The 15083-nt window shown below is 55.3% G+C and carries 29 protein-coding genes; all 29 read right to left on the reverse strand.

Annotated elements, in window-relative coordinates; translation table 11 throughout:
* Positions 1-30: 30 nt before the first annotated feature.
* Entirely contained in the window at positions 31-417 is a 387-nt protein-coding gene (rplQ, locus tag I5S59_RS20090) for a 50S ribosomal protein L17 (protein WP_002555463.1), read from the reverse strand.
* A 42-nt stretch (positions 418-459) separates the two neighbouring features.
* Positions 460-1461 carry a DNA-directed RNA polymerase subunit alpha gene (locus tag I5S59_RS20095; RefSeq protein WP_003186012.1) on the reverse strand — a complete coding sequence of 334 codons (1002 nt, stop codon included), beginning with the start codon at positions 1459-1461 and terminating at the stop codon, positions 460-462.
* 22 nt (positions 1462-1483) lie between these two features.
* Positions 1484-2104, reverse strand: a complete 621-nt coding sequence (rpsD, locus tag I5S59_RS20100) for a 30S ribosomal protein S4 (protein ID WP_128323182.1) — start codon at positions 2102-2104, stop codon at positions 1484-1486.
* A gap of 15 nt (positions 2105-2119) precedes the next feature.
* Positions 2120-2509: a 30S ribosomal protein S11 gene (gene rpsK / locus I5S59_RS20105; RefSeq protein ID WP_002555466.1), complete on the reverse strand. Its 390-nt coding sequence runs from the start codon at positions 2507-2509 to the stop codon at positions 2120-2122.
* A gap of 30 nt (positions 2510-2539) precedes the next feature.
* On the reverse strand, positions 2540-2896 hold the full coding sequence (rpsM, locus tag I5S59_RS20110) for a 30S ribosomal protein S13 (RefSeq protein ID WP_128323183.1): 357 nt from the start codon (positions 2894-2896) through the stop codon (positions 2540-2542).
* A gap of 131 nt (positions 2897-3027) precedes the next feature.
* On the reverse strand, positions 3028-3144 hold the full coding sequence (gene rpmJ, locus I5S59_RS20115; RefSeq protein ID WP_002555468.1) for a 50S ribosomal protein L36: 117 nt from the start codon (positions 3142-3144) through the stop codon (positions 3028-3030).
* Positions 3145-3172: 28 nt separating this feature from the next.
* Positions 3173-4504 (reverse strand): preprotein translocase subunit SecY, encoded by a 1332-nt coding sequence (secY, locus tag I5S59_RS20120; protein ID WP_010220319.1) that lies wholly within the window; start codon positions 4502-4504, stop codon positions 3173-3175.
* The gene (gene rplO / locus I5S59_RS20125; RefSeq protein WP_010220318.1) at positions 4505-4939 is read right to left on the reverse strand and encodes a 50S ribosomal protein L15; all 435 of its coding nucleotides are present in this window, start codon (positions 4937-4939) and stop codon (positions 4505-4507) included.
* Between the two features lie 3 nt (positions 4940-4942).
* Positions 4943-5119 (reverse strand): 50S ribosomal protein L30, encoded by a 177-nt coding sequence (gene rpmD / locus I5S59_RS20130; protein ID WP_010220317.1) that lies wholly within the window; start codon positions 5117-5119, stop codon positions 4943-4945.
* Between the two features lie 2 nt (positions 5120-5121).
* Complete coding sequence (gene rpsE / locus I5S59_RS20135; protein WP_128323184.1) at positions 5122-5622, reverse strand: 30S ribosomal protein S5; 501 nt, start codon at positions 5620-5622, stop codon at positions 5122-5124.
* Between the two features lie 3 nt (positions 5623-5625).
* Complete coding sequence (gene rplR, locus I5S59_RS20140; RefSeq protein WP_043861927.1) at positions 5626-5976, reverse strand: 50S ribosomal protein L18; 351 nt, start codon at positions 5974-5976, stop codon at positions 5626-5628.
* A 10-nt stretch (positions 5977-5986) separates the two neighbouring features.
* Complete coding sequence (rplF, locus tag I5S59_RS20145; protein ID WP_043861928.1) at positions 5987-6520, reverse strand: 50S ribosomal protein L6; 534 nt, start codon at positions 6518-6520, stop codon at positions 5987-5989.
* A gap of 12 nt (positions 6521-6532) precedes the next feature.
* Complete coding sequence (gene rpsH, locus I5S59_RS20150) at positions 6533-6925, reverse strand: 30S ribosomal protein S8 (protein ID WP_010220313.1); 393 nt, start codon at positions 6923-6925, stop codon at positions 6533-6535.
* A 208-nt stretch (positions 6926-7133) separates the two neighbouring features.
* Positions 7134-7439, reverse strand: coding sequence for a 30S ribosomal protein S14 (gene rpsN, locus I5S59_RS20155; RefSeq protein WP_010220312.1), 306 nt, complete (start codon positions 7437-7439; stop codon positions 7134-7136).
* A gap of 13 nt (positions 7440-7452) precedes the next feature.
* The gene (gene rplE / locus I5S59_RS20160; protein ID WP_028944480.1) at positions 7453-7992 is read right to left on the reverse strand and encodes a 50S ribosomal protein L5; all 540 of its coding nucleotides are present in this window, start codon (positions 7990-7992) and stop codon (positions 7453-7455) included.
* A gap of 20 nt (positions 7993-8012) precedes the next feature.
* Positions 8013-8327 carry a 50S ribosomal protein L24 gene (gene rplX, locus I5S59_RS20165; protein WP_009397501.1) on the reverse strand — a complete coding sequence of 105 codons (315 nt, stop codon included), beginning with the start codon at positions 8325-8327 and terminating at the stop codon, positions 8013-8015.
* Positions 8328-8338: 11 nt separating this feature from the next.
* On the reverse strand, positions 8339-8707 hold the full coding sequence (gene rplN / locus I5S59_RS20170) for a 50S ribosomal protein L14 (protein WP_002555479.1): 369 nt from the start codon (positions 8705-8707) through the stop codon (positions 8339-8341).
* Positions 8708-8730: 23 nt separating this feature from the next.
* A complete protein-coding gene (gene rpsQ / locus I5S59_RS20175) occupies positions 8731-8997 on the reverse strand; it encodes a 30S ribosomal protein S17 (protein WP_028944481.1) in 267 nt (88 codons plus the stop codon).
* A gap of 2 nt (positions 8998-8999) precedes the next feature.
* The gene (gene rpmC / locus I5S59_RS20180) at positions 9000-9191 is read right to left on the reverse strand and encodes a 50S ribosomal protein L29 (RefSeq protein WP_002555481.1); all 192 of its coding nucleotides are present in this window, start codon (positions 9189-9191) and stop codon (positions 9000-9002) included.
* Complete coding sequence (gene rplP, locus I5S59_RS20185; RefSeq protein WP_003255479.1) at positions 9191-9604, reverse strand: 50S ribosomal protein L16; 414 nt, start codon at positions 9602-9604, stop codon at positions 9191-9193. The genes rpmC and rplP overlap by 1 nt, the downstream gene beginning before the upstream one ends.
* Positions 9605-9616: 12 nt before the next feature.
* A complete protein-coding gene (gene rpsC, locus I5S59_RS20190; RefSeq protein ID WP_010220308.1) occupies positions 9617-10303 on the reverse strand; it encodes a 30S ribosomal protein S3 in 687 nt (228 codons plus the stop codon).
* 13 nt (positions 10304-10316) lie between these two features.
* The gene (gene rplV, locus I5S59_RS20195; RefSeq protein ID WP_003103908.1) at positions 10317-10649 is read right to left on the reverse strand and encodes a 50S ribosomal protein L22; all 333 of its coding nucleotides are present in this window, start codon (positions 10647-10649) and stop codon (positions 10317-10319) included.
* Between the two features lie 11 nt (positions 10650-10660).
* Positions 10661-10936 (reverse strand): 30S ribosomal protein S19, encoded by a 276-nt coding sequence (rpsS, locus tag I5S59_RS20200; protein ID WP_002555486.1) that lies wholly within the window; start codon positions 10934-10936, stop codon positions 10661-10663.
* Between the two features lie 16 nt (positions 10937-10952).
* Entirely contained in the window at positions 10953-11777 is an 825-nt protein-coding gene (gene rplB / locus I5S59_RS20205) for a 50S ribosomal protein L2 (RefSeq protein WP_038606161.1), read from the reverse strand.
* Between the two features lie 14 nt (positions 11778-11791).
* Positions 11792-12091, reverse strand: a complete 300-nt coding sequence (rplW, locus tag I5S59_RS20210; protein WP_128323185.1) for a 50S ribosomal protein L23 — start codon at positions 12089-12091, stop codon at positions 11792-11794.
* The gene (gene rplD / locus I5S59_RS20215; RefSeq protein ID WP_010220305.1) at positions 12088-12690 is read right to left on the reverse strand and encodes a 50S ribosomal protein L4; all 603 of its coding nucleotides are present in this window, start codon (positions 12688-12690) and stop codon (positions 12088-12090) included. Before rplD ends, rplW begins: the two co-directional genes overlap by 4 nt.
* A gap of 12 nt (positions 12691-12702) precedes the next feature.
* Complete coding sequence (gene rplC / locus I5S59_RS20220; RefSeq protein ID WP_028944484.1) at positions 12703-13338, reverse strand: 50S ribosomal protein L3; 636 nt, start codon at positions 13336-13338, stop codon at positions 12703-12705.
* Positions 13339-13418: 80 nt separating this feature from the next.
* Positions 13419-13730 (reverse strand): 30S ribosomal protein S10, encoded by a 312-nt coding sequence (rpsJ, locus tag I5S59_RS20225; protein WP_003186070.1) that lies wholly within the window; start codon positions 13728-13730, stop codon positions 13419-13421.
* A gap of 144 nt (positions 13731-13874) precedes the next feature.
* Complete coding sequence (tuf, locus tag I5S59_RS20230) at positions 13875-15068, reverse strand: elongation factor Tu (protein WP_010220303.1); 1194 nt, start codon at positions 15066-15068, stop codon at positions 13875-13877.
* Between the last annotated feature and the right edge of the window lie 15 nt (positions 15069-15083).

The following is a 15083-nucleotide window of genomic DNA, read 5'->3' on the forward strand; positions in this document are numbered from 1 at the left end:
AGGCCCGGTTTTTTGTTTCAGACTGACGTCTTATTCAGCAGCTTCTACCGAGCCACCGACAGGACGATCAACCAGCTCGACGTACGCCATTGGTGCGTTATCGCCAGCGCGGAAGCCGCACTTGAGGATACGCAGGTAGCCGCCCTGACGGGTGGCATAGCGCTTGCCCAGATCGTTGAACAGCTTACCGACGATTTCTTTCGAACGGGTACGGTCGAAAGCCAGACGACGGTTAGCTACGCTGTCTTCCTTGGCCAGGGTGATCAGCGGCTCGGCAACGCGGCGCAGTTCCTTGGCTTTTGGCAGGGTAGTTTTGATCAGCTCGTGCTCGAACAGCGACACCGCCATGTTCTGGAACATAGCCTTGCGGTGAGAGCTGGTACGGCTCAGGTGACGTCCACTTTTACGATGACGCATGATTCATTCCTTACCAAACACTACGTTCGGTGATTACGACGATCAGGCAGTCGCCTTGTCGTCCTTCTTAAGACTTGCAGGCGGCCAGTTGTCGAGGCGCATGCCGAGGGACAGACCACGGGAGGCCAGAACGTCCTTGATTTCAGTCAGGGACTTCTTGCCCAGGTTCGGAGTCTTCAACAGTTCTACTTCGGTGCGCTGAATCAGATCGCCGATGTAGTAAATGTTCTCCGCCTTAAGGCAGTTGGCCGAACGTACGGTCAATTCCAGATCGTCAACCGGACGAAGCAGGATCGGATCGATCTCGTCTTCCTGTTCGACTACCACTGGTTCGCTGTCACCTTTGAGGTCGACGAACGCAGCCAACTGCTGTTGCAGAATGGTTGCAGCACGACGGATAGCCTCTTCAGGATCCAGAGTACCGTTGGTTTCCAGATCAATAACCAGCTTGTCCAGGTTGGTACGCTGCTCGACACGGGCGTTTTCCACCACGTATGCGATACGGCGAACCGGGCTGAACGAAGAGTCAAGCTGCAAGCGACCAATGCTGCGGCTTTCGTCTTCATCGCTCTGACGCGAATCGGCCGGCTCATAACCACGACCACGAGCTACGGTGAGCTTCATGTTCAGGGCGCCGTTAGACGCCAGGTTAGCGATTACGTGATCGGGGTTAACGATCTCGACATCATGATCCAGCTGAATATCGGCAGCGGTAACCACCCCCGAACCCTTTTTCGACAAGGTCAGCGTAACTTCGTCACGACCGTGCAGTTTGATAGCCAGGCCTTTCAGGTTCAACAGGATTTCAATGACATCTTCCTGTACACCTTCGATTGCCGAGTACTCATGGAGTACACCGTCAATCTCGGCCTCGACTACTGCACAGCCAGGCATAGAGGACAACAGGATGCGGCGCAGCGCGTTGCCCAGGGTATGGCCAAAGCCACGCTCGAGAGGCTCGAGCGTGATTTTAGCGCGGGTTGGACTGACGACCTGCACATCAATGTGGCGGGGCGTCAGGAACTCATTTACCGAAATCTGCATGGATGCACCTATTTTCTAGCCCTTACTTGGAGTAGAGCTCGACAATCAGGCTTTCGTTGATGTCGGCGGACAGGTCACTGCGAGCTGGAACGTTCTTGAAAACGCCCGACTTCTTGGCAGCATCCACATCTACCCACTCAACGCGGCCACGCTGGGCGCACAGTTCAAGGGCTTGAACAATGCGCAGCTGGTTCAGCGATTTCTCGCGAACTGCGACCACGTCACCCGGACGAACTTGGTAGGACGGAATGTTTACAGTCTTGCCGTTGATGCTGATCGCTTTATGCGAAACCAGCTGACGAGATTCGGCACGAGTAGCGCCAAAGCCCATACGATAAACGACGTTATCCAGACGGCATTCGAGCAGTTGCAGCAGGTTCTCACCGGTAGCACCCTTCTTGGCGGCTGCTTCCTTGTAGTAACCACTGAACTGACGCTCGAGAACGCCATAGATGCGACGTACTTTTTGTTTCTCGCGCAGCTGGGTACCGTAGTCGGACTGACGGCCACGGCGCTGGCCGTGGATACCTGGGGCTGCTTCGATGTTGCACTTCGATTCCAGAGCGCGAACGCCGCTCTTCAGGAACAGATCGGTGCCTTCACGACGAGACAGTTTGCATTTTGGACCAATGTAACGTGCCATTTATCTGTCTCCTGATTACACGCGGCGCTTCTTCGGCGGACGGCACCCGTTATGCGGGATTGGCGTCACGTCGGTGATGCTGGCGATCTTATAGCCACAACCGTTCAAAGCACGAACAGCGGACTCACGACCTGGACCTGGACCCTTGACGTTTACGTCGAGGTTCTTCAGACCATATTCCAGCGCAGCTTGACCAGCACGCTCAGCAGCTACTTGAGCAGCGAACGGGGTGGACTTGCGGGAACCGCGGAAACCCGAACCGCCGGAGGTAGCCCAGGACAGGGCGTTACCTTGACGATCGGTAATGGTCACGATGGTGTTGTTAAAAGAGGCATGGATGTGGGCGATGCCATCAACCACTGTCTTTTTAACTTTTTTACGAGGACGAGCAGCAGGTTTTGCCATTTCTAAATTCCTGTCGATTCGCTGGTGCGATTACTTGCGGATCGGCTTACGCGGACCTTTACGGGTACGCGCATTGGTCTTGGTACGCTGACCGCGTACTGGCAGACCCCGACGATGACGCAGGCCGCGGTAGCAACCCAGGTCCATCAAACGCTTGATTTTCATGTTGATGTCACGACGCAGATCACCTTCGGTGATGTACTTCGCAACTTCAGTACGCAGCGATTCAACCTGCTCGTCGCTCAGATCCTTGATCTTTGCGGCTGGGTTGACCCCAGTAGCTTCGCAGATTTTCTGCGAAGTAGTGCGACCAACACCATAGATGTAGGTCAGCGAGATAACAGTATGCTTGTTATCTGGAATGTTGACGCCTGCAATACGGGCCATTCAGTGGGACTCCAATTGACAGCTACCTACGCCCCGGAAGCCAAGAAATAGGGCGCGAGATAATATCGCTGTAGAAACAAATAATCAACCCAGCAGCACACTAGCTGCTGGGTTTGAAGCGCAGATCACACTCAGCCTTGGCGCTGTTTGTGACGTGGTTCCGCACTGCAAATTACTCGAACAACACCTTCGCGGCGAATAATTTTGCAGTTACGGCACAGCTTTTTCACCGATGCACGAACTTTCATCACCAACTCCTCGAACCTTAAGGGTCTCTCAGCGCAGCAAACCGCTGCCGCCGTAGCCTTTCAGGTTGGCTTTCTTCATCAGGGATTCGTACTGGTGCGAAACGAGGTGCGATTGTACTTGGGACATGAAGTCCATCACAACCACTACCACAATCAGCAACGAGGTCCCGCCAAGGTAGAACGGAACGTTTGCCGCAACCACCAGGAACTGGGGAAGCAGACAGACGGCCGTCATATAAAGAGCACCGAACATGGTCAAGCGGGTCAGAACGCCATCAATGTAGCGCGCCGACTGCTCACCTGGACGGATGCCCGGAATAAAGGCACCGGACTTCTTCAGGTTTTCCGCTACGTCTTTCGGATTGAACATCAACGCCGTATAGAAGAAGCAGAAGAAAATAATCCCTGCACTAAACAGCAGAATATTCAACGGCTGACCAGGAGCGATCGACTGCGAGATGTCCTGCAACCAGCCCATACCTTCGGACTGACCGAACCAGGCACCCAGCGAAGCCGGGAACAGCAAAATGCTGCTCGCGAAAATGGCAGGAATTACGCCCGCCATGTTCACCTTCAGCGGCAAGTGGCTAGTCTGCGCAGCGAAGACCTTACGGCCCTGCTGACGCTTGGCGTAGTGAACGGCGATTCGACGCTGACCACGCTCAATGAACACCACAAAACCGATAATCGCTACTGCCAGCAAACCGATTGCGACCAGAGCGAAAATGTTGATATCGCCCGTACGTGCAGACTCGAAAGACTGCCCGATTGCTCTCGGAAGACCGGCGACGATACCTGCGAAGATCAACATCGAGATACCGTTGCCTACACCGCGCTCCGTGATCTGCTCACCCAGCCACATCATGAACATTGCGCCAGCCACAAACGTGGAGACCGCAACGAAATGGAAGCCAAAATCAGCAGAGAACGCCACGCCCTGACCGGCCAGACCAATGGACATGCCAATGGCCTGGACCAGCGCCAGGATTACGGTGCCGTAGCGGGTGTACTGGCTGATCTTGCGACGGCCAGCTTCACCTTCCTTCTTCAACTGCTCCAGCTGCGGGCTGACGGCGGTCATCAGCTGCATGATGATCGATGCCGAAATGTACGGCATGATCCCCAGTGCAAAGATGCTCATCCGTTCCAGCGCGCCGCCGGAAAACATGTTGAACAAGCTAAGAATGGTCCCCTCATTCTGTCGAAACAGTTCCGCCAGCCGGTCCGGGTTGATACCTGGAACTGGGATGTGTGCGCCTATCCGATAGACGATGATCGCCAGGAACAGAAAACGCAGACGAGCCCAAAGTTCAGACATCCCGCCTTTACCGAGCGAAGAGAGAGCACCTTGCTTAGCCATTTATTCCTCGAACTTGCCGCCAGCTGCTTCGATAGCCGCACGCGCACCTTTGGTGGCTGCGATACCCTTGATGGTGACTGCGCGAGTAACTTCGCCCGACAGCATGATTTTCACACGCTGTACGTTCTGGTTAATCACGTTGGCATCCTTCAGGGATTGCACGGTGACAACGTCGCCTTCCACTTTGGCCAGCTCGGACAGACGCACTTCTGCGCGGTCCATGGCTTTCAGGGAAACGAAGCCGAATTTCGGCAGACGACGGTGCAGCGGCTGTTGACCGCCTTCAAAGCCTGGAGCAATGGTGCCACCGGAACGGGAGGTTTGACCTTTGTGACCACGGCCACCAGTCTTACCCAAACCGCTACCGATACCACGGCCCGGACGATGCTTCTCGCGACGGGAACCCGGCGCTGGACTCAGATCATTGAGTTTCATCGATTAACCCTCGACGCGCAGCATGTAGTAAGCCTTGTTGATCATCCCGCGATTCTCGGGAGTATCCAGGACTTCTACAGTGTGACCGATGCGGCGCAGACCCAGACCCTTAACACACAGTTTGTGGTTAGGGAGACGGCCGGCGGTGCTTTTGATCAGCGTTACTTTAACGGTAGCCATGATCAGCGGATCTCCTCAACGCTCTTGCCGCGCTTGGCAGCAATGGATTCAGGAGACTGCATAGCCTTCAGACCCTTGAAAGTGGCGTGAACCACGTTTACAGGGTTAGTCGAGCCGTAGCACTTGGCCAGGACGTTCTGAACGCCAGCAACTTCCAGGACGGCACGCATTGCGCCACCGGCGATGATACCGGTACCTTCAGAGGCAGGCTGCATGTACACCTTCGACGCGCCATGGGCGGACTTGGTAGCGTACTGCAGAGTGGTGCCGTTCAGGTCAACCTGAATCATGTTGCGGCGGGCAGCTTCCATGGCTTTCTGGATCGCAGCAGGTACTTCGCGCGATTTGCCACGGCCGAAGCCGACACGACCTTTACCATCACCAACCACGGTCAACGCGGTGAAAGTGAAGATACGGCCGCCTTTAACGGTTTTTGCTACGCGGTTAACTTGAACCAGCTTCTCGATGTAGCCTTCGTCGCGCTTTTGATCGTTATTTGACATAACTTAGAACTCCAGTCCGCCTTCACGAGCACCATCAGCCAGCGCTTTCACACGGCCGTGATACTTGAAGCCAGAACGGTCAAAGGCAACTTGAGATACACCGGCGGCTTTCGCGCGCTCAGCTACCAGCTTGCCAACCTTAGTGGCCGCGTCGATGTTGCCAGTGGCGCCATCACGCAGGTCTTTGTCCAAAGTCGAGGCGCTGGCCAGGACTTTGCTGCCGTCGGCCGAAATGACCTGGGCGTAGATGTGCTGCGAGGAGCGGAACACGCAGAGACGCACGACTTCGAGTTCGTGCATTTTCAGGCGTGCTTTGCGAGCGCGACGCAGTCGAGTAACTTTTTTGTCGGTCATTTGCTAGGCCCTACTTCTTCTTGGCTTCTTTACGACGGACGACTTCGTCCGCGTAACGCACACCCTTGCCTTTGTACGGCTCTGGTGGACGGAAGTCGCGGATTTCAGCGGCCACCTGACCTACCAGCTGCTTGTCGATACCCTTGATCAGGATATCGGTCTGGCTTGGGGTCTCAGCGGTGATGCCCTCAGGCAATTCGTAATCCACTGGATGCGAGAAGCCGAGCGCAAGGTTCAGCACAGTGCCTTTAGCCTGAGCTTTGTAACCAACACCGACCAGCTGGAGCTTACGCTCGAAGCCTTGGCTTACGCCTTGGACCATGTTGTTTACCAGAGCACGGGTAGTACCGGCCATAGCGCGAGTTTGTTGATCGCCATTGCGAGCAGCGAAACGCAGCTCACCAGCTTCTTCAACGACTTCTACTGACGAGTGAACGTTCAGTTCGAGAGTGCCCTTGGCACCCTTCACCGAAAGCTGCTGGCCGACGAATTTAACTTCGACGCCTGCTGGCAGCTTAACGGGGTTCTTAGCGACGCGAGACATGCTTATCCCCCCTTAGAACACTGTGCAGAGAACTTCGCCGCCGACACCGGCAGCGCGCGCAGCACGATCAGTCATCACACCTTTGTTGGTGGAGACGATAGACACGCCCAGACCGCCACGTACTTTCGGCAGTTCTTCGACGGACTTGTACTGACGCAGGCCTGGACGACTTACGCGCTTGACTTCTTCGATGACTGGACGGCCTTCGAAGTATTTCAGCTCGATGGAAAGCGATGGCTTTACTTCGCTGCTGACTTGGTAGCCAGCGATGTAACCTTCGTCTTTCAGAACTTTGGCTACCGCAACCTTCAGAGTCGACGAAGGCATGCTTACGACGGACTTTTCAGCCATCTGGGCATTACGGATGCGAGTTAGCATGTCCGCTAACGGGTCCTGCATACTCATGGGCTAGACGCTCCTGATACAAGAAAAATTAGCCTCTCGGCTACTACAGTCGCCTGAGCGACCAGGTCAAAAAACCCGGGCTCAGGAGAGCCGGTCATTCTAGACAGATCCCAGAAACGAAACAAGCCCCAGAAGGGGCTTGTTTCGTTGCAATGTCACCGGTGGTCGGAAGATTGCTCTTCCGCCACCTGGACGCTGCCGGCACGTCTTACCAGCTGGCTTTAACCAGACCTGGAACGTCACCGCGCATTGCTGCTTCACGCAGCTTGTTACGGCCGAGGCCGAACTTGCGGTAAACGCCGTGTGGACGGCCGGTGATGCGGCAGCGGTTACGCAGGCGCGAAGCGCTGGCGTCACGTGGCTGCTTCTGCAGAGCTACGACAGCGGCAAAACGCTCTTCTGGAGTTGCTTCCAGATTAACGATGGTCGCTTTCAGCTCGGCACGCTTCTTGGCGTACTTGGCAACAGTGAGCTGACGCTTCAGCTCACGGTTTTTCATGCTCTTCTTGGCCATTTTCCTACTCCAATCAGTTGCGGAACGGGAATTTGAAAGCACGCAGCAGAGCGCGGCCTTCGTCATCGTTCTTGGCAGTGGTGGTCAGGGTAATGTCCAGACCGCGCAGAGCATCGATCTTGTCGTAGTCGATTTCCGGGAAGATGATCTGCTCTTTCACGCCCATGCTGTAGTTGCCACGACCGTCGAAGGACTTGGCATTCAGGCCGCGGAAGTCGCGAACCCGAGGCAGGGAGATCGCCAGCAGGCGGTCCAGGAATTCGTACATACGATCACGGCGCAGAGTAACTTTAACGCCGATCGGCCAGCCCTCACGGACTTTAAAGCCCGCGATGGATTTCCGAGCGAAAGTCACAACGGCTTTCTGACCGGTGATCTTCTCCAGGTCAGCAACAGCGTGCTCGATGACTTTTTTGTCGCCGACAGCTTCGCCCAGACCCATGTTCAGGGTGATCTTGGTAACGCGCGGAACTTCCATCACGTTCGCCAGCTTAAGTTCTTCCTTAAGCTTCGGAGCAATTTCCTTCCGGTAAATCTCTTTCAGTCGTGCCATGGTCTTCTACCTAGCAGTGTTCAAGCATCAACCGCTTTTTGGGTCGACTTGAAGACACGAATTTTCTTGCCGTCTTCTACTTTGAAACCAACGCGGTCAGCCTTGTTGGTTTCGCCGTTGAAAATGGCGACGTTGGAAGCGTGCAGTGGCGCTTCTTTCTCGACGATACCGCCTTGTACGCCCGACATCGGGTTAGGCTTGGTATGACGCTTCACCAGGTTGATCCCACCAACGACCAGACGGTCGTCAGCGAGAACCTTGAGCACCTTACCGCGCTTACCTTTGTCTTTGCCGGCGATCACGATGATCTCGTCGTCACGACGAATCTTTTGCATGTCGGATCTCCTTACAGCACTTCTGGGGCGAGCGAGACGATCTTCATGAACTTCTCAGTACGAAGTTCACGGGTCACTGGCCCAAAGATACGGGTGCCGATCGGCTCTTGCTTGTTGTTCAGCAGAACAGCAGCATTGCCATCAAAGCGGATGATGGAGCCGTCAGCGCGACGGACACCGTGGCGAGTGCGGACTACAACAGCAGTCATCACTTGGCCTTTCTTCACTTTACCGCGAGGAATTGCTTCCTTGACGGTTACCTTGATGATGTCACCGATACCGGCGTAACGGCGGTGCGAACCGCCGAGAACCTTGATGCACATGACGCGACGAGCGCCGCTGTTATCGGCCACATCGAGCATGGATTGAGTCTGAATCATAAAATTTCTCCGACCCTTAGCCCTTAGACTTCAACAGCGCGTTCGAGAACTTCAACCAGTGCCCAAGCTTTGGTCTTGGCCAGCGGACGGGTCTCGCGGATGGAGACCTTGTCGCCGATGTGGCACTGATTGGTTTCGTCGTGCGCGTGCAGCTTAGTCGAACGCTTAACGTATTTACCGTAGATCGGGTGCTTTACGCGACGCTCGATCAGTACGGTGATGGTTTTGTCCATCTTGTCGCTGACGACACGGCCAGTCAGCGTACGGACGGTTTTTTCAGCTTCAGCCATGATCACTTACCTGCCTGCTGGTTGAGCACAGTTTTCACGCGAGCGATGTCACGCTTAACTTGCGAGAGCAGGTGCGACTGCCCCAACTGGCCAGTTGCTTTCTGCATACGCAGATTGAACTGGTCGCGCAGCAAGCCGAGCAGTTGCTCGTTCAGTTGCTGTGCTGATTTTTCACGAAGTTCATTCGCTTTCATCACATCACCGTCCGCTTAACAAAGGAGGTGGCGAGAGGCAGCTTTGCAGCCGCCAAGGCGAAAGCCTCACGCGCCAACTCTTCAGAAACACCCTCGATCTCGTACAGGACTTTGCCTGGCTGGATCTGGGCAACCCAGTATTCCACGGAACCTTTACCTTTACCCATCCGCACTTCGAGAGGCTTCTTGGAGATCGGTTTGTCCGGGAACACACGGATCCAGATTTTACCGCCACGTTTTACGTGACGGGTCAGAGCACGACGTGCCGACTCAATCTGGCGGGCGGTGAGACGACCGCGAGCAACAGCTTTCAGAGCAAACTCGCCGAAGCTGACTTTGCTACCGCGCAGTGCCAGACCACGGTTGTGGCCAGTCATCTGCTTGCGGAATTTTGTACGCTTTGGTTGCAACATTTGGCGTACCCCTTACTTAGCAGCTTTTTTACGAGGCGCTGGTGCTTGTGGTTTCAGTTCTTCTTGGCGACCACCAATAACTTCGCCTTTGAAAATCCAAACCTTCACACCGATCACACCGTAAGTGGTGTGAGCTTCGTAAGTGGCATAGTCGATATCAGCACGCAGGGTGTGCAGCGGCACACGACCTTCGCGATACCATTCAGTACGTGCGATTTCAGCACCACCGAGACGACCGCTCACCTGGATCTTGATGCCTTTGGCACCAATGCGCATGGCGTTCTGTACGGCGCGCTTCATGGCGCGACGGAACATCACACGACGCTCCAGCTGCTGAGCAACGCTCTGAGCAACCAGCATACCGTCGAGTTCCGGCTTGCGGATCTCTTCGATATTGATGTGCACAGGCACACCCATTTGCTTGGTCAGGTCCTGACGCAGCTTCTCAACATCTTCACCTTTCTTCCCGATAACGATACCTGGACGAGCGGTGTGGATGGTGATGCGTGCAGTTTGAGCCGGACGATGGATATCGATACGGCTAACGGACGCGCTTTTTAGTTTGTCTTGGAGGTACTCACGCACATTCAGATCTGCGAGCAAATAGTCCGCATAAGTCCGACCGTCTGCGTACCAGACGGAGGTGTGCTCCTTGACGATTCCCAGGCGAATGCCAGTGGGATGTACTTTCTGACCCATCTGATCGACTCCGTTACTTGTCCGCAACCTTGACAGTGATATGGCAAGACCGCTTGACGATGCGATCAGCGCGGCCTTTGGCACGCGGCATGATACGCTTCAGCGAACGCCCTTCGTTGACGAAAACGGTGGAGACCTTCAGGTCATCAACGTCTGCGCCTTCGTTATGCTCGGCGTTGGCTACGGCCGACTCGAGGACTTTCTTCATGATTTCAGCGGCTTTTTTGCTGCTGAAAGCCAACAGGTTGAGCGCTTCGCCCACCTTCTTCCCGCGGATCTGGTCGGCGACCAAGCGGGCTTTCTGGGCGGAGATTCGAGCGCCCGACAACTTAGCGGCTACTTCCATTTCCTTACCCCTTAACGCTTGGCTTTCTTGTCAGCCACGTGCCCACGATAAGTGCGGGTACCGGCAAACTCGCCCAGTTTATGGCCGACCATGTCTTCGTTCACGAGAACTGGGACGTGTTGGCGACCGTTGTGTACCGCGATGGTCAGACCGACCATTTGTGGCAGGATCATGGAACGACGCGACCAGGTTTTAACTGGTTTGCGATCGTTCTTCTCCGCCGCCACTTCGATCTTCTTCAGTAGGTGAAGATCGATAAAAGGACCTTTTTTCAGAGAACGTGGCACTGTCGTATCCCTCTATTTACTTGCGACGACGGACGATCATGTTGTCGGTACGCTTATTACCACGAGTCTTCGCGCCCTTAGTCGGGAAGCCCCATGGCGATACCGGATGACGACCACCGGAGGTACGACCTTCACCACCACCATGTGGGTGGTCAACCGGGTTCATGGCAACACCACGAACGGTTGGGCGAACGCCACGCCAGCGTTTGGCACCAGCTTTACCCAGCGAACGCAGGCTGTGCTCGGAGTTCGAGACTTCGCCCAGGGTCGCACGGCACTCAGCCAGGACTTTACGCATTTCACCAGAGCGCAGACGCAGGGTCACATAGACACCTTCGCGAGCGATCAGCTGAGCCGAAGCACCAGCGGAACGAGCGATCTGTGCACCTTTGCCCGGCTTCAGTTCGATGCCGTGAATGGTGCTACCCACTGGGATGTTGCGCAGTTGCAGGGAGTTGCCTGGCTTGATTGGAGCCAGAGCGCCTGCGATCAGCTGGTCGCCAGCAGCAACGCCTTTAGGGGCGATGATGTAGCGGCGCTCGCCGTCTGCGTAGCACAGCAGTGCGATGTGAGCAGTACGGTTTGGATCGTATTCGATACGCTCGACAGTGGCGACGATGCCATCTTTGTCGTTGCGACGGAAATCGACCATACGGTAATGCTGCTTATGACCACCACCTACGTGACGCGTAGTGATGCGGCCATTGTTGTTACGACCACCAGACTTCGACTTCTTCTCGAGCAGCGGTGCGTGAGGAGCGCCTTTATGCAGCTCCTTGTTGACCACCTTGACCACGAAACGGCGGCCAGGGGAAGTCGGTTTGCATTTAACGATTGCCATGATGCACCCCTTCCTTACTCAGCACTGCTGCTGAAATCGAGATCTTGGCCTGGCTGAAGGGAGACGATCGCCTTCTTCCAGTCATTACGCTTGCCCAGACCACGTGCGGTACGCTTGGATTTACCCAGAACGTTAACGGTCGACACGTTTTCGACTTTTACGCCGAACAGGCCTTCGACAGCTTTCTTGATTTCCAGCTTGGTTGCATCAGTAGCAACCTTGAATACGAACTGGCCTTTTTTCTCAGCCAGAACGGTAGCCTTCTCGGAAACGTGCGGGCCAAGGAGGACTTTAAATACGCGTTCCTGGTTCATCCCAGCAGCTCCTCGAATTTCTTCACGGCCGACACAGTGATCAACACTTTGTCGTATGCGATCAGACTGACCGGATCGGAACCCTGTACGTCACGTACGTCGACGTGCGGCAGGTTACGAGCAGCCAGGTACAGATTCTGATCAACAGCGTCAGAAACGATCAGTACGTCGCTCAGACCCATGCCATTCAGCTTGTTCAGCAGATCTTTGGTTTTCGGTGCTTCAACAGCGAAGTCCTGAACCACGACCAGACGGTCGGTACGCACCAGCTCAGCGAGGATGGAACGCATTGCTGCGCGGTACATCTTCTTGTTGAGCTTCTGCGAGTGGTCTTGAGGACGAGCTGCGAAAGTGGTACCGCCGCCACGCCAGATTGGGCTACGGATAGTACCGGCACGAGCGCGGCCAGTACCTTTCTGACGCCATGGGCGCTTACCGCCACCAGCAACGTCGGAACGGGTTTTCTGCTGCTTGGTGCCCTGACGGCCGCCGGCCATGTAGGCCACGACTGCTTGGTGAACCAGCGTCTCGTTGAATTCGCCACCGAAAGTCAGTTCGGAAACTTCGATCGCTTGAGCGTCATTTACATTTAGTTGCATGTCAGCTTCCCCTTAACCGCGAGCCTTGGCAGCCGGACGCACAACCAGATCACCGCCAGTAGCGCCAGGAACGGCACCCTTGACCAGCAACAGATTGCGTTCAGCGTCGACGCGCACTACTTCCAGGGACTGAACGGTCACGCGCTCGGCGCCCATATGACCGGACATTTTCTTGCCCTTGAATACACGACCAGGAGTCTGGCACTGGCCGATAGAGCCCGGGACGCGGTGGGAAACGGAGTTACCGTGGGTGTTATCTTGACCGCGGAAGTTCCAGCGCTTGATGGTACCGGCAAAGCCTTTACCTTTCGACTGACCGGTAACATCTACCATTTGGCCAGCAGCGAAGATTTCTGCATTGATCAAGTCGCCAGCCTGGTAGTCGCCTTCTTCAAGACGGAACTCCCAGACACCGCGACCAGCGGCAACGTTCGCTTTAGCGAAGTGACCTGCTTGAGCAGCAGTCACGCGCGAAGCACGACGCTCACCAACAGTGACTTGCACTGCACGGTAGCCATCGGTTTCTTCGGTTTTGAACTGGGTGACGCGATTCGGCTCGATCTCAATGACCGTGACCGGAATGGAGACACCTTCTTCGGTGAAAATACGGGTCATACCGCATTTACGACCGACTACACCAATAGTCATGTTGTAAACCTCATGAGTGTACGGGGCTTTCACCCGCTATGGCCGCCCATTTCAGAGCGTTACACGACTAAGACCGTGTCTTAGCCGAGGCTGATCTGCACTTCCACGCCGGCCGCAAGATCAAGCTTCATAAGAGCATCAACGGTTTTATCCGTTGGCTGGACGATGTCCAGAACGCGCTTATGAGTACGGATCTCGTACTGGTCACGCGCGTCTTTGTTGACGTGCGGGGAGACCAGAACGGTGAACCGCTCTTTGCGAGTAGGCAGTGGAATTGGACCACGCACTTGAGCACCAGTACGTTTCGCGGTTTCCACGATTTCCTGGGTGGATTGGTCGATCAGGCGATGGTCAAAAGCCTTCAACCTGATACGGATTTGCTGATTTTGCATTGGATTTCAGACTCCAGGCTGCTATTCCCACCGGGCGCACTACGCCCGTTAAAAGGAGGCGTGATTCTATAGACGCCCCTATTGGGTGTCAACCCAATAAAAAAAGCCCCCGCTGAGCGGAGGCTTTTTTCAACCTATCGAGGATTACTCGATGATTTTGGCTACGACGCCAGCGCCGACGGTACGACCGCCTTCACGGATAGCGAAACGCAGACCATCTTCCATTGCGATGGTTTTGATCAGAGTGACAGTCATCTGGATGTTGTCACCTGGCATTACCATTTCAACGCCTTCTGGCAGTTCGCAGTTACCGGTCACGTCAGTAGTACGGAAGTAGAACTGTGGACGGTAGCCTTTGAAGAACGGAGTATGACGGCCGCCTTCTTCTTTGCTCAGAACGTAAACTTCTGCGGTGAACTTGGTGTGCGGCTTAACCGAACCTGGCTTGACCAGAACCTGACCACGCTCAACGTCGTCACGCTTGGTGCCACGCAGCAGAACGCCGCAGTTCTCGCCAGCACGACCTTCGTCCAGCAGCTTACGGAACATCTCAACACCGGTGCAGGTGGTGGTGGTGGTGTCACGCAGACCAACGATTTCCAGGGCGTCTTGAACGCGGACGATACCACGCTCGATACGACCGGTAACAACGGTACCACGACCCGAGATCGAGAATACGTCTTCGATTGGCATCAGGAACGGCTTGTCGATAGCACGCTCAGGCTCTGGGATGTAGCTGTCCAGAGTCTCAACCAGCTTCTTGACAGCGGTGGTGCCCATTTCGTTGTCGTCTTTGCCTTCCAGCGCCATACGAGCCGAACCGATGATGATCGGAGTGTCGTCGCCTGGGAAGTCATAGGTGGACAGCAGGTCGCGAACTTCCATCTCGACCAGTTCCAGCAGCTCAGCGTCGTCTACCAGGTCAGCCTTGTTCAGGAAGACCACGATGTACGGAACGCCTACCTGACGGGACAGCAGGATGTGCTCACGGGTTTGTGGCATCGGACCATCGGCGGCCGAGCAAACCAGGATCGCGCCGTCCATCTGGGCAGCACCGGTGATCATGTTCTTCACGTAGTCAGCGTGACCTGGGCAGTCAACGTGAGCGTAGTGACGAATGTTCGAGTTGTACTCGACGTGCGCGGTGTTGATGGTGATACCACGAGCTTTTTCTTCTGGAGCCGAGTCGATTTTGTCGAACTCAACAACGGCCGAACCGAAAACTTCGGAGCAGACGCGAGTCAGAGCTGCGGTCAGAGTGGTTTTACCGTGGTCAACGTGACCGATGGTGCCAACGTTGACGTGCGGAAGGGAACGATCAAATTTTTCTTTAGCCACGACAGTGAACCTCTT

The sequence above is a fragment of the Pseudomonas alkylphenolica genome (genome assembly GCF_016009175.1).
GTDB classification, from domain to species: domain Bacteria; phylum Pseudomonadota; class Gammaproteobacteria; order Pseudomonadales; family Pseudomonadaceae; genus Aquipseudomonas; species Aquipseudomonas alkylphenolica_B.

Bases quoted from the DNA above. Each gene is read 5' to 3' on its own strand.
- rplF (WP_043861928.1), bottom strand. From the start codon at position 6,520: ATGTCTCGCGTCGCTAAGAACCCCGTTAAGCTGCCAGCAGGCGTCGAA.
- rplW (WP_128323185.1), bottom strand. From the start codon at position 12,091: ATGAACCAGGAACGCGTATTTAAAGTCCTCCTTGGCCCGCACGTTTCC.
- rpsC (WP_010220308.1), bottom strand. From the start codon at position 10,303: ATGGGTCAGAAAGTACATCCCACTGGCATTCGCCTGGGAATCGTCAAG.
- rplQ (WP_002555463.1), bottom strand. From the start codon at position 417: ATGCGTCATCGTAAAAGTGGACGTCACCTGAGCCGTACCAGCTCTCAC.
- rpsQ (WP_028944481.1), bottom strand. From the start codon at position 8,997: ATGGCTGAAGCTGAAAAAACCGTCCGTACGCTGACTGGCCGTGTCGTC.
- secY (WP_010220319.1), bottom strand. From the start codon at position 4,504: ATGGCTAAGCAAGGTGCTCTCTCTTCGCTCGGTAAAGGCGGGATGTCT.
- rpsH (WP_010220313.1), bottom strand. From the start codon at position 6,925: ATGAGTATGCAGGACCCGTTAGCGGACATGCTAACTCGCATCCGTAAT.
- rpsJ (WP_003186070.1), bottom strand. From the start codon at position 13,730: ATGCAAAATCAGCAAATCCGTATCAGGTTGAAGGCTTTTGACCATCGC.
- rplC (WP_028944484.1), bottom strand. From the start codon at position 13,338: ATGACTATTGGTGTAGTCGGTCGTAAATGCGGTATGACCCGTATTTTC.
- rpsD (WP_128323182.1), bottom strand. From the start codon at position 2,104: ATGGCACGTTACATTGGTCCAAAATGCAAACTGTCTCGTCGTGAAGGC.
- rplB (WP_038606161.1), bottom strand. From the start codon at position 11,777: ATGGCAATCGTTAAATGCAAACCGACTTCCCCTGGCCGCCGTTTCGTG.
- rpsK (WP_002555466.1), bottom strand. From the start codon at position 2,509: ATGGCAAAACCTGCTGCTCGTCCTCGTAAAAAAGTTAAAAAGACAGTG.
- rpmC (WP_002555481.1), bottom strand. From the start codon at position 9,191: ATGAAAGCGAATGAACTTCGTGAAAAATCAGCACAGCAACTGAACGAG.
- rplP (WP_003255479.1), bottom strand. From the start codon at position 9,604: ATGTTGCAACCAAAGCGTACAAAATTCCGCAAGCAGATGACTGGCCAC.
- rplE (WP_028944480.1), bottom strand. From the start codon at position 7,992: ATGGCACGACTGAAAGAGATTTACCGGAAGGAAATTGCTCCGAAGCTT.
- rplO (WP_010220318.1), bottom strand. From the start codon at position 4,939: ATGAAACTCAATGATCTGAGTCCAGCGCCGGGTTCCCGTCGCGAGAAG.
- rplV (WP_003103908.1), bottom strand. From the start codon at position 10,649: ATGGAAGTAGCCGCTAAGTTGTCGGGCGCTCGAATCTCCGCCCAGAAA.
- rplN (WP_002555479.1), bottom strand. From the start codon at position 8,707: ATGATTCAGACTCAATCCATGCTCGATGTGGCCGATAACAGCGGCGCT.
- rpmD (WP_010220317.1), bottom strand. From the start codon at position 5,119: ATGGCTACCGTTAAAGTAACGCTGATCAAAAGCACCGCCGGCCGTCTC.
- rplR (WP_043861927.1), bottom strand. From the start codon at position 5,976: ATGACCGACAAAAAAGTTACTCGACTGCGTCGCGCTCGCAAAGCACGC.
- I5S59_RS20095 (WP_003186012.1), bottom strand. From the start codon at position 1,461: ATGCAGATTTCGGTAAATGAGTTCCTGACGCCCCGCCACATTGATGTG.
- rpsM (WP_128323183.1), bottom strand. From the start codon at position 2,896: ATGGCCCGTATTGCAGGCGTCAACATTCCAGATAACAAGCATACTGTT.
- rpsE (WP_128323184.1), bottom strand. From the start codon at position 5,622: ATGTCAAATAACGATCAAAAGCGCGACGAAGGCTACATCGAGAAGCTG.
- rplD (WP_010220305.1), bottom strand. From the start codon at position 12,690: ATGCAACTAAATGTAAATGACGCTCAAGCGATCGAAGTTTCCGAACTG.
- rpmJ (WP_002555468.1), bottom strand. From the start codon at position 3,144: ATGAAAGTTCGTGCATCGGTGAAAAAGCTGTGCCGTAACTGCAAAATT.
- rpsN (WP_010220312.1), bottom strand. From the start codon at position 7,439: ATGGCCAAGAAGAGCATGAAAAACCGTGAGCTGAAGCGTCAGCTCACT.
- rplX (WP_009397501.1), bottom strand. From the start codon at position 8,327: ATGCAAAAGATTCGTCGTGACGACGAGATCATCGTGATCGCCGGCAAA.